The sequence below is a fragment of the Shewanella algae genome, from assembly GCF_009183365.2.
GTDB classification, from domain to species: domain Bacteria; phylum Pseudomonadota; class Gammaproteobacteria; order Enterobacterales; family Shewanellaceae; genus Shewanella; species Shewanella algae.
In genome coordinates this window covers 3,482,735-3,494,049 of sequence record NZ_CP068230.1, presented here as the reverse complement: position 1 = coordinate 3,494,049, position 11,315 = coordinate 3,482,735, and the positions used below count along the sequence as shown (strand labels likewise).

The 11,315-nt window shown below is 51.0% G+C and carries 9 protein-coding genes; 7 read left to right on the top strand and 2 right to left on the bottom strand.

Annotated features, from left to right (window positions below):
• Positions 1 to 377: 377 nt before the first annotated feature.
• From E1N14_RS15645 to yaaA, 3 genes are all read left to right on the top strand, one after another.
• Positions 378 to 1,877, top strand: a complete 1,500-nt coding sequence (locus E1N14_RS15645) for an alanine/glycine:cation symporter family protein (RefSeq protein ID WP_044734931.1) — start codon at positions 378 to 380, stop codon at positions 1,875 to 1,877.
• A gap of 181 nt (positions 1,878 to 2,058) precedes the next feature.
• Complete coding sequence (tnpA, locus tag E1N14_RS15640; RefSeq protein ID WP_025012174.1) at positions 2,059 to 2,505, top strand: IS200/IS605 family transposase; 447 nt, start codon at positions 2,059 to 2,061, stop codon at positions 2,503 to 2,505.
• Between the two features lie 110 nt (positions 2,506 to 2,615).
• Complete coding sequence (yaaA, locus tag E1N14_RS15635) at positions 2,616 to 3,392, top strand: peroxide stress protein YaaA (protein ID WP_062793897.1); 777 nt, start codon at positions 2,616 to 2,618, stop codon at positions 3,390 to 3,392.
• Between the two features lie 75 nt (positions 3,393 to 3,467).
• On the opposite strand, the gene E1N14_RS15630 is transcribed toward yaaA, so the two are convergent.
• The gene (locus E1N14_RS15630) at positions 3,468 to 4,871 is read right to left on the bottom strand and encodes a M28 family metallopeptidase (RefSeq protein WP_025011906.1); all 1,404 of its coding nucleotides are present in this window, start codon (positions 4,869 to 4,871) and stop codon (positions 3,468 to 3,470) included.
• Between the two features lie 135 nt (positions 4,872 to 5,006).
• On the opposite strand from E1N14_RS15630, the gene E1N14_RS15625 reads away from it, so the two are divergent.
• On the top strand, positions 5,007 to 5,303 hold the full coding sequence (locus E1N14_RS15625) for an ArsR/SmtB family transcription factor (protein WP_025011907.1): 297 nt from the start codon (positions 5,007 to 5,009) through the stop codon (positions 5,301 to 5,303).
• Between the two features lie 63 nt (positions 5,304 to 5,366).
• Here the strand turns inward: E1N14_RS15625 and rpsT are convergent, their stop codons facing one another.
• A complete protein-coding gene (gene rpsT / locus E1N14_RS15620) occupies positions 5,367 to 5,633 on the bottom strand; it encodes a 30S ribosomal protein S20 (RefSeq protein ID WP_025011908.1) in 267 nt (88 codons plus the stop codon).
• A gap of 255 nt (positions 5,634 to 5,888) precedes the next feature.
• Here rpsT and murJ point away from each other — a divergent pair, with 255 nt between their 5' ends.
• The 3 genes from murJ (at position 5,889) to ileS (ending at position 11,307) form a co-directional block, all read left to right on the top strand.
• Complete coding sequence (murJ, locus tag E1N14_RS15615; protein ID WP_025011909.1) at positions 5,889 to 7,448, top strand: murein biosynthesis integral membrane protein MurJ; 1,560 nt, start codon at positions 5,889 to 5,891, stop codon at positions 7,446 to 7,448.
• Positions 7,449 to 7,513: 65 nt separating this feature from the next.
• Entirely contained in the window at positions 7,514 to 8,449 is a 936-nt protein-coding gene (gene ribF, locus E1N14_RS15610) for a bifunctional riboflavin kinase/FAD synthetase (RefSeq protein WP_025011910.1), read from the top strand.
• A gap of 32 nt (positions 8,450 to 8,481) precedes the next feature.
• Positions 8,482 to 11,307, top strand: coding sequence for an isoleucine--tRNA ligase (gene ileS / locus E1N14_RS15605; RefSeq protein ID WP_062793896.1), 2,826 nt, complete (start codon positions 8,482 to 8,484; stop codon positions 11,305 to 11,307).
• Positions 11,308 to 11,315 lie beyond the last annotated feature (8 nt).

The following is an 11,315-nucleotide window of genomic DNA, read 5'->3' as shown; positions in this document are numbered from 1 at the left end:
GTACTATATTTGTAGTTTTATTACAAAAATGTGTCCCGCATCCAAGTTTTGAAAGTTTGTTTAGCCGGTGGCTTTTTTCGAAAGTCTCTGTGATGCCCTTGTTATTTAGGTTATAACACTAGCTTGTTCTGGTGTTTTTATGGTGAATTTACTGTCACATGAGTGATTAAGTGTGATCTTGATCACGCGAGAATTTTAGCATCCTATGCTATTTTCTCCGCCCTCAAGCGCGGCCGGCATACCTTAGTGTATGTAGGATAATTCGAAAAGAAACTGGCCGATGCTTATCCTTTTTCATTCAGGAAGGAATCTTAACCACAAATTTGGCGTCATCCAGTCAGTGATGGGCCAGGTTTGCCACGGGAAAGCTTACAATTATGATAATAGAAACTATCGAAACCATAGTCGGTTTTTTGAACTCTCTTCTTTGGGGAAAACTATTGGTTTATGCCCTGGTGGGGGCCGGCCTGTACTTTACCCTGAGGTTGTTGTTCATTCAGCTTACTCACCTGGGGCATTCTGCCAAGGTGATGGCAACCAGTAGACAGGGCTGTGAAAGTGGTTTGTCTTCATTTCAGGTGTTTTGCACCAGCATGGCCGCCAGGGTCGGGGCCGGTAATATGGCCGGTGTGGCGGTTGCCATAGGGGCTGGTGGCCCTGGAGCCGTATTCTGGATGTGGCTCATCGCCCTTCTGGGTATGGCCACGGCGATGATTGAGTCGACTCTGGCTCAGATCTATAAAGTAAAAGATAAAGATGGCCAGTTTCGTGGTGGTCCCTCCTATTATATGGAACGGGGACTGGGACAACGCTGGATGGGGATTCTCTTCTCCGTGTTTCTGATCATCGCCTTCGGCTTGGTATTTAATGCGGTGCAGTCCAATACCATAGCCGGTGCTCTGGAGATCGTGTTTGATGTAAAAGAGGCCTACTGGTTTGATGTAAAAGCCAGTTATTGGATAGGTATTTTCCTGGTGCTGGCCAGCAGTGTGGTGATCATGGGGGGGCTGCGTAAGGTTGCGCGGGTCTCCGAGGTGGTTGTGCCTATTATGGCTTTTGCCTATATCCTGATCGCCATGGTCGTTGTCGGCATGAATATTGAGCAACTGCCGACCATTATTGAATTGATAGTCAACAGTGCCTTCGGCTGGCAGGAAGCGGCCGCAGGGGGAGTCGCTTATACTGTGGCTCAGGCGATGCAGTCCGGGGTTGCCCGCGGTCTGTTCTCCAACGAGGCTGGTATGGGTAGTGCCGCCAATGTGGCTGCCAGCGCGTCGCCAACGCCTAACCATCCAGCATCTCAAGGTTTTGTGCAGATGATAGGTGTGTTTATGGACACTATCGTTATCTGTAGTGCTACTGCTGCCATCATATTGCTGGCCGGTGATCTCAGTGGTGTCAACGTCAGCGAGGGAGACAAGGGGATCCAACTGACCATAGCTGCTTTGACCAACCATGTTGGTGATTGGGGCGGCCTGTTTGTGGCCTTTGCCATCTTGCTATTCTGTTTCACTTCCATTATTGCCAACTACTCTTACGCTGAAACCAATGTGCTGTTCCTTTCCAATAACAGCCGCAAGGTACTGCCCCTGTTCCGCTTGTGTGTACTCGGCATGGTGATGTTTGGCGCTGTTGCCAAGATCCAGCTGGTGTGGGATATGGCAGACTTGTCCATGGGGTTGATGGCCACAGTCAATATCATCGCCTTGGTATTGCTTTCCGGTGTTGCCATGCGGGTGATTAATGACTACCGTGATCAGTTGAGCGAAGGCAAAGAGCCTGTGTTTGACAAGAGCCAATTCCCAGAGCTTGAAGGCCATATCGAAGAGGGGATCTGGACCGGTGAACCTGTGGTTCGCAGTGACAAAGGCTTGTAACTGAATCCGGCCCCAGATTGGGGCCATCGAAAAAACCACGCCATCAGTGCGTGGTTTTTTTATTGTCACCCTAAAACCACCTCCTATGGAGGTGGTGATCGTCAAGTCGGGGCTCAGCCCGAAGAGTGCCCATACTGCATACTGACTCGGTTTGTTACCAGCAAATCAAGGAGTAAGCAGTATGAGCCGATATGAAAGTGCATCGCACGTCTTCTATCGCTGTCAGTATCACATTGTATGGACGCCAAAGTATAGACACAGGATCTTGAAGGGCCGAGTTGGACAGGAGGTTTGTCGCAGTATTTATATCTATAGCGGCATGAAGAAGTGCCGGATAGTAGAGCTAAATGTCCAGATAGACCATGTTCACTTACTGGTGAGACTTCCGCCAAGCTTGAGTGTCTCGGAGTACGTAGGTTTTTTAAAGGGAAGAACTGCGATAAGACTGTTTAACAAATTCCCTTACTTACGAAAGCATAAATTATGGGGTAACCACTTTTGGCAAAGAGGCTACTTTGTAGATTCAGTGGGAGCAAACGAAGAGATCATTCGTAGATATGTAAGGTATCAACAGAAAGTAGAGGCAGAGGAATCAAACGGCCAGATCAAGCTTGGTTTGGATGGGTAATTCTTTTAGCCCCCTTCTAGGGGGCTGTTCAAAGCCACCTGCTATGCAGGTGGATTTTTTACTTCCTGCCAGTATCATAGGTAAATCTATATTAATAAGACGGAGTGAATATGCTGATTTTGGTTTCACCGGCCAAGACCCTGGATTATGACAACCCTGCGGCGGTATCTGAATACAGCCTGCCACAGTTTCTTGAGCACAGCAGCGAGCTTATTCAGGTTTGCCGGGATCTGACTCCAGCCAATATTGCTTCTTTGATGAAAGTCAGTGACAAAATTGCCGGCTTGAATGCTGCCAGATTCGCCGAGTGGCAACCTGATTTCACCCCGGAGAATGCCAAGCAGGCACTCTATGCCTTCCGTGGTGACGTATACACAGGTCTGGATGCTGACAGCCTTGCCCCGGAAACAGTTGCTCGGGCTCAGCAGCATCTGCGTATTTTGTCAGGTCTCTATGGCCTCTTGAGGCCTCTGGACTTGATGCAAGCCTATCGGCTGGAAATGGGCACCTCCTTGGCCAATCCCAGGGGCAATAACCTGTACGCCTTCTGGGGGGATATCATCACAGATGCCATTAATCAGGCATTGGATCAGCAAGGGGATGATATTGTAGTGAATTTGGCGTCCAACGAGTACTTCAAGGCGGTTAAAACCAAGCAGGTTGACGGGCGTATCATTACGCCTGTGTTCAAGGACTGCAAAAAAGGTCAGTACAAGGTGATAAGCTTCTATGCCAAGAAGGCCAGAGGCATGATGGCTCGTTACCTATTGGAGCAAGAGGAACAGAGTCTGGAGCGGTTAAGGGCATTCAACAGCGCCGGCTATTATTACAGTGAAGCCGAGTCCAGCACTGATACTCCAGTGTTCCTGCGGGAAGAACAGAGCTGATAGTGTTTTCCTGTATATAAAGATAAGAAAGCCGTTCATTATTGAACGGCTTTCTATATAGAAGGCGGCAGTGATTTATTGTTTGGCAGGCAGTGGCCGCAGTTCCAGTTCAGACTGTGCCATCAAATAGGCGAACTGGGCATAGGCCGCAATGTTTTGTGCAAGCGCCTTGGGATCTATCTTGTCCAGGGTATCGTTGGGGGTATGGTGGTAGTCGAAGTAATCGGTACCATCCTGGCGCAGGGAGGCGACAGGCACGCCACTGGCCGGCAGCATGGAAACATCCGGGCCACCATAGGCGCTGTTGTCACCGGCGGCAACGCCGTTTCGCTGCATCACCTGGGTCAGTTGCTGTAGTTTGGGCAGCACTTGGTCATTGACCTGAAAGTCAATGCGGTAGATAGGGCCAGCCCCGAAATCGGATTCGGCGGCGATATAGTGTTTATCCAGCTCTGCAGCGTGGGCTTTGGCATAAGCCTTACCACCAACCAAGCCTATCTCTTCGGCCGCATAAAGCACGACACGTACTGTGCGTGCAGGTTTTACCGGTAAATCCTGGATAAGCTTCCCGGCTGCGGTGACAATCGCGACCCCGGCACCGTCATCTATGGCCCCTGTACCTTCATCCCAGGAGTCCAGATGAGCCCCTATCAGCACGATTTCATCTGGCTTGCTGCTGCCGGTGACTTCGGCGATGACGTTATAGGAAATGGCGCTGCCCTTGTTCTCGGGTGACATCTTTAACGTGAGAGTGATATCTGCAGAGCGCTTGAGTATGGCATTGACAAGATCGGCATCCGGCGCCGACATGGCCGCAGCCGGGATCCGCTTCAAGCCTTCTTCATAGCGCATGGTACCTGTGTGAGCCATACGGTCATGATCTGTACCTATCGAACGGATAACTATTGCCAAGGCTCCTTTACGCGCCGCCTCTATGGCGCCTCTTGAGCGGCCACCTACGCTCTTGCCGTAACCTTTACCTGTCTTGTGGCGCTCGGTTTTCTGATCGATAAAGACAATTTTCCCAGCAACATCATCAGGATTGGCTTCTTTAAGTGCAGCCAGGCTGTCAAAGCGGACTATCTTGGCCGTAATGCCCTCTGCCGGGGTGGCAACGCTGCCGCCTAAGGCCGTGATGACCAGAGGCTGTTGGAAGGGGGCCACTATGCTGGCGCTGGCTTCACCGCGCTCCCACACTGGGACTTCCACCGCTTCCTTATAGACACGGTCAAAACCCAGTGACTGTAGCTTTTTCTCCGCCCAGGCAACCGCCATGGCGTCTTTTGGGCTACCGGCCAGGCGAGGGCCGACTTCCACTGTTAAAGATTCCACAATTTGAAAGCCGAGGTCAGAATCTAGGGCTTTTTGCTGCAATGATTCAGCAAGCAGTTGATTTGTATTGGAAGGAGAGGGGGATTGACAACCAATAAGTGAAGAAATCAACAGTGGGAGTAACAGGGCGGTTCGATAGTTTTTCATGTGTTTCCTTTGTTTTTATTAGGTATGTCCCATTTTTGAAAACAATCTAACAAAAAGTGTGCTTTATGTCCCGACTATCTCCGTAAGGCAAGGCTATATTAGGGACGGAGTTTGTATTAGGAGAATAGGCTCGTCATGAATATTGAGTTGATGCAGCAGCGAGCGGACCATGCCGTCGTATTATTGAAGGCGCTGGCCAATGAGAGGCGTTTATTTATTCTGTGCTATCTCCTGAGTGAGGGAGAGATGTGCGTTGGGGAAATGAACAAGAAACTGGGATTGAGTCAGTCGGCTTTGTCTCAGCATCTGGCTTGGTTGCGGAAAGACAATCTGGTGGCAACCCGCAAAGAAGCCCAGACAGTGTACTATTCGCTCAAGAGTGAAGAAGTGCGCGAAATCATCAAGCTGTTGAATAACATCTATTGTCATTGATGTTATTGAATTTCAGATATAAAAAAACCGGCAAATGCCGGTTTTTTTTATGCTGGTATCGAATTAAGCAGCCAGTGCTTTGATACGAGCGTTCAGACGAGCCTTATGACGGGCAGCCTTGTTCTTGTGGATCAGGCCTTTGGTTGCCATACGGTCAAGAATGGGTTGTGCAACAGCGAAAGCTTCAGTAGCCGCTTTGTGATCGCCAGCTTTGATAGCAGCGATAACTTTTTTCACGTAGGTACGCAACATAGAGCGACGGCTAGCGTTGTGTTGACGACGCTTTTCTGATTGAAGCGCGCGCTTCTTTGCAGTCTTGCTATTAGCCAAGGTGCAACTCCTAAAAACTGGATTTGATACTTTTAAAGGCCGAGGAGAATGCCCGGTTTTCGCCACTTTGTCAATGACAATGATTGAATATCCATCATAAAGATAAATTAATCCAACCTGATTTGGCTATCCTCAACCCAACTCGTGTAAGATGTGGCGCAATTCTACCAGCAATTGCTGGCATGTGACAGAGCTTAAGTGGAATTTTTGAGACTTGTCGCCGTTTATGGCGGCTTGAGTCTTCTGGGGGAATATTTGAGCAAAAAATTGGTACGGTCCGGCGCCATTGTCAGCGTCATGACCTTGATTTCTCGTGTGCTGGGATTGGTACGGGATGTGGTAGTCGCCAACTTGATGGGCGCGGGCAGCAGTGCCGATGTGTTCTTTTTTGCCAACAAGATCCCTAACTTTTTGCGGCGCTTGTTTGCTGAAGGTGCCTTTGCTCAGGCTTTTGTACCTGTATTGACTCAGTATCAGGAGAAAGAGTCCAGCGAAGAGGTCAAACTCTTATTATCAAAGGTTGCCGGTACCTTGGGGTTATTGGTAACAGTCGTGACCCTGATAGGGGTTCTGGCTTCGCCAATATTGACCGCTTTGTTCGGAGCCGGCTGGTTTATGGCCTGGGTCAATGACGAGCCTGACGGTGCCAAGTTTGAACTGGCCTCGTTAATGCTGAAGATCACCTTTCCCTATCTATGGTTTATCACTTTCACCGCCTTGGCCGGCTCGATTCTCAATACCCGGGGCCGCTTTGCCGTTTCAGCCTTTACCCCGGTATTTCTCAATGTTGCCATTATCGCCGCTGCCCTATGGTTGAGCCCCACCCTGGATAAGCCTGAAATAGGTTTGGCCTGGGGGGTGTTCTTTGGTGGTGTGATTCAGTTTTTGTTTCAAATTCCTTTTCTGCTGCAGGAAAAAGCCCTGGTCCGGCCCTCATGGGGCTGGAATCATCCGGGAGTGGTCAAAATCCGTACTCTGATGATCCCGGCACTGTTTGGGGTATCTGTGTCGCAAATTAACCTGATGCTGGATACCTTTATTGCCAGTTTCCTGGTCACAGGTTCTATCAGTTGGCTCTATTATTCAGACCGTTTGTTGGAGTTTCCGCTGGGATTATTTGGTATTGCCATCGCCACTGTTATTTTACCTGCTCTATCCAAAAACCATGTCAATGCCGAGGGTGAGGGCTTTGGTCGCACCATGGATTGGGGGATTCGTGCCATTATGCTGCTGGGTTTACCGGCCATGATGGGGCTGGTTGTATTGGCTCAGCCGATGTTGATGGTGCTTTTTATGCGTGGCGCCTTTAGCATCAGTGACGTGGAAATGGCTTCCTATTCTCTGGTGGCCTACGGCACAGGTTTGTTGAGTTTTATGCTGATCAAGGTACTGGCGCCCGGATATTATGCCCGTCAGGACACCAAGACACCTGTGCGTTATGGCATCATTGCTATGGTTAGCAACATGGGTTTCAATATTATTTTTGCCGTGCCATTTGGATATGTGGGGCTGGCGATCGCCACTTCTCTGTCTGCTTTACTCAACGCTTCCCTGTTATATCGCGGTTTGCATCTGGCCGGTGTTTATCGAGTCAGCAAACAAACAATCATCTTTTTTATCAAGGCATTACTTGCTACTGTCGTGATGGTGGCCCTATTGCTCTACTTTTCTCCAGAGCAGGCGCAATGGCTTGGCTGGTCGTTTGTTGAGCGAATCAGCCATTTGTTTGCCCTGATCTTAGGTGGCGCTCTGGGGTATTTTATTGCACTGGTGCTGCTTGGGATCCGTCCATGGCGGCTCAAAGCCCGGAACTGAGGGCTGATTCTGCTGCCGAGCTGTTATATAATCCGCCAATTTACGTTTGAGCGGTCGTTGATTTCATGGAACTGATTCGCGGAATACACAATATATTGCCGGCCCATCGCGGTTGTGTGCTGACCATAGGTAACTTCGATGGCGTGCACAGGGGCCATGCCGAAGTGATAGCCAATCTGGTCAAGAAGGCACGTCACTTTGGTTTACCGGCCACCCTGATGACATTTGAGCCGCAACCGCAGGAACTGTTTCGCGGCCAGGATGCCCCTGCGCGCTTGAGCCTGCTTCGCGACAAGGTCAAGCTGCTTGCTGAACTTGGAATAGACAGGCTTGTGTGTGTCAATTTCAATCAAAAGTTTGCCCAAATGCCGGCCAAGGAGTTTGTCGAAGAGCTGCTGGTGCGTAAACTTGGGGTCAAGTATCTGGTGGTCGGTGACGATTTCTGTTTCGGACGGGCTCGTCAGGGCAATTTTGAGCTGCTTCGCTCTGCCGGTGAACAGCACGGTTTTGCGGTAGTCAGTACCCAAAGCTTTTTGGTTGGCGATCACAGGGTCAGTTCCACCATGGTCAGAGATGCGCTGGCCAAGGGCAATCTTGAGCAGGCCAGACGTTTATTGGGACATCTCTATACTCTCAGTGGTAAGGTGGCCCATGGGAAAAAGCTGGGCCGGACGCTGGGGTTCCCCACTGCCAATATCGCCATGAAGCGCAAGGTGGTTCCTGTGAGGGGCGTATTTGCGGTCAGGCTCTGGTGGGATGGCAGTGAGCAATACGATGGTGTTGCCAATGTGGGGTTTCGACCCACGGTTCAGGGACAAAACTGCCAGTTGGAAGTGCACCTGTTTGACTTTGAAGGTGACCTCTACGGGCGTAAAGTAGAAGTGGAATTAGTGGCCAAGATCCGTGACGAGAAACCGTTCGAGTCCCTTGAGGCACTTAAGAAACAAATAATGAATGACGCTGATGAGGCTCGCGCCTTACTCAGCAATGAAGCAGGCTGAGCTCTCTTAGCTAAATTAATGGTATAGGATCAATGAGCGACTATAAATCAACTTTGAATTTGCCGGAAACCGAGTTTCCGATGCGTGGTAATTTGGCAAATCGCGAGCCAGAGATGTTGAAACGCTGGACCGAGGAGAATCTGTACCAACAGATCCGTGATAGCCGTATTGGCCGCAAGCTGTTCATTCTGCACGATGGCCCTCCATATGCGAATGGCGATATTCATATTGGTCACTCAGTTAACAAGATCCTCAAAGATATTATTATCAAATCCAAGACCTTGTCGGGGTTTGATGCGCCTTACGTGCCAGGTTGGGACTGCCATGGTCTGCCGATTGAACTTAAGGTAGAACAGAAAGTTGGTAAGCCAGGGCAGAAAATCTCTGCTGCCGAGTTTCGTGACGAGTGCCGTAAGTATGCCGCCAAACAGGTCGATGGTCAGCGCAATGACTTTATCCGTCTCGGTGTGCTCGGTGACTGGTTCAAACCTTACCTGACCATGGATTTCAGCACTGAGGCCAACATCATTCGTTCACTTGCCAAAGTGATCGACAACGGCCACCTGCACAAAGGGGTTAAGCCGGTGCATTGGTGTACCGACTGTGGTTCTGCCCTGGCCGAAGCCGAAGTGGAATATGAAGACAAGACTTCACCGGCTGTAGACGTGGCCTTTGCCGCTGTGGACAAGACTAAAGTTCTGGCCGCTTTCGGTGTTGACGCCTACCAGGCGCCAGTCTCCATGGTTATCTGGACTACCACTCCCTGGACCTTACCTGCCAACCGCGCGCTGTCTCTGAGCCCGGATTTGGACTATGTGCTGGTGGAGATTGAGTCTGAAGAAGGCGCCAAGCAAGCTGTTATTCTGGCGGAAGCCCTGGTGGAAAGCTGTATCACTCGTTATGGCGTCAAGAGCCATCAGATCCTTGGTCGTGCCAAAGGTGCCGAGCTTGAGTTGATGCAGTTCCAGCACCCTTTCTATGATTTCAGTGTGCCGGCGATTCTTGGCGATCATGTGACCACCGAATCCGGTACCGGTGTAGTACACACAGCACCTGGACACGGTCAGGACGACTTTGTGGTTGGTCAGAAGTACGGCCTGGAAGTGGCTAATCCTGTGGGTGATAACGGCGTTTACAAGGCGGATACCCCGCTGTTTGCCGGCAAACACGTGTTCAAGGCCAATGATGAAATTGTGGCGCTGCTGCAGGAAAAAGATGTCTTGCTGCACCGTGAAGCCTATCGTCACAGCTATCCACACTGCTGGCGCCACAAGACTCCTATTATTTTCCGCGCCACACCGCAGTGGTTTATCTCCATGGATAACAAAGGACTGCGTGCTCAAGCCATGGGTGAAATCGAGCAAACCCAGTGGATCCCTGATTGGGGACAGAGCCGGATTGAGAAGATGGTCGAGAATCGTCCTGACTGGTGTATCTCGCGCCAGCGTACCTGGGGCGTGCCTATCACTCTGTTTGTTCACAAGGAAACCGAAGAGCTGCATCCAGATAGCGTGGCCTTGATGGAGCGTGTTGCTCATCGCATTGAGCAGCAGGGCATTCAAGCCTGGTGGGATCTGGATGAGTCTGAGCTCCTGGGTGAAGATGCAGCACAGTACCGCAAGGTGACCGACACTCTGGATGTTTGGTATGACTCAGGTTCTACCTTCTCCTCAGTGGTTGCCGCCCGCCCTGAATTCCAGGGGCAGGGAATTGACCTCTATCTGGAAGGCTCGGATCAGCACCGTGGTTGGTTCATGTCATCACTGATGATTTCAACCGCCATGAACGGCAAGGCTCCTTACAAGCAGGTACTGACTCACGGCTTTACCGTGGATGGCAAGGGCCGCAAGATGTCCAAGTCCATCGGCAACGTGATTGCACCACAGCAGGTAACCAACAAACTGGGCGCCGATATTCTGCGTCTGTGGGTGGCTTCTACCGACTACAGCGGTGAAATGACGGTCTCCGATGAGATCCTCAACCGTAGCGCCGATGCTTATCGCCGTATCCGTAACACTGCACGCTTCCTGTTGGCCAACCTGAGCGGTTTTGAGCCAGAGACAGACATGATCGCCATCGAAGACATGGTGGCGCTGGATCGCTGGGTGGTGCGCCGCGCCGCCAAGCTGCAGGAAGAGTTGTTGGAAGCCTATGATGCCTACAACTTCCACATAGTGACCCAGAAGCTGATGCAGTTCTGCTCGGTTGAATTGGGCAGCTTCTATCTGGATATCATCAAGGACAGACAGTATACCGCCAAGCGTGATGGTCACGCCCGTCGCAGTTGTCAGTCGGCTCTGTATCTGATTGCCGAAGCCATGGTGCGTTGGGTTGCCCCTATCCTCAGCTTCACTGCCGATGAAATCTGGCAGTTGCTGCCCGGTAAACGTGACGCCTATGTGTTTACTCAGGAATGGTACCAGGGCCTCAAGGCCGTACAGCTGGACTCAGATCTGAGTGATGAATACTGGGCACAGTTGCTGCAGGTTCGTGATGAAGTCAACAAGGCACTGGAGCAGGGCCGCCGCGATAAACTAATCGGCGGCGCGCTGGAAGCCGAGGTAACTCTGTTTGCCGATGCGGCGCTGACCGAAGCTCTGGCCAAACTGGGTGACGAGCTGCGCTTTGTGCTGCTGACCTCCAAAGCCGTGGTTAAGCCGCTTGGCGATGCGCCTGCCGATGCCCGTGAAACTGAGCTGGCATCACTTAAGCTCAGCGTCGCCAAGTCCGAAGCGGCCAAGTGTGACCGCTGCTGGCACCACAGAGAAGACGTTGGCCAGATCGCCGAGCATCCACTGCTGTGTGGCCGCTGTGTGACCAATATCGAAGGAGAAGGTGAACAGCGCCTGTTCGCCTGAGGATAATA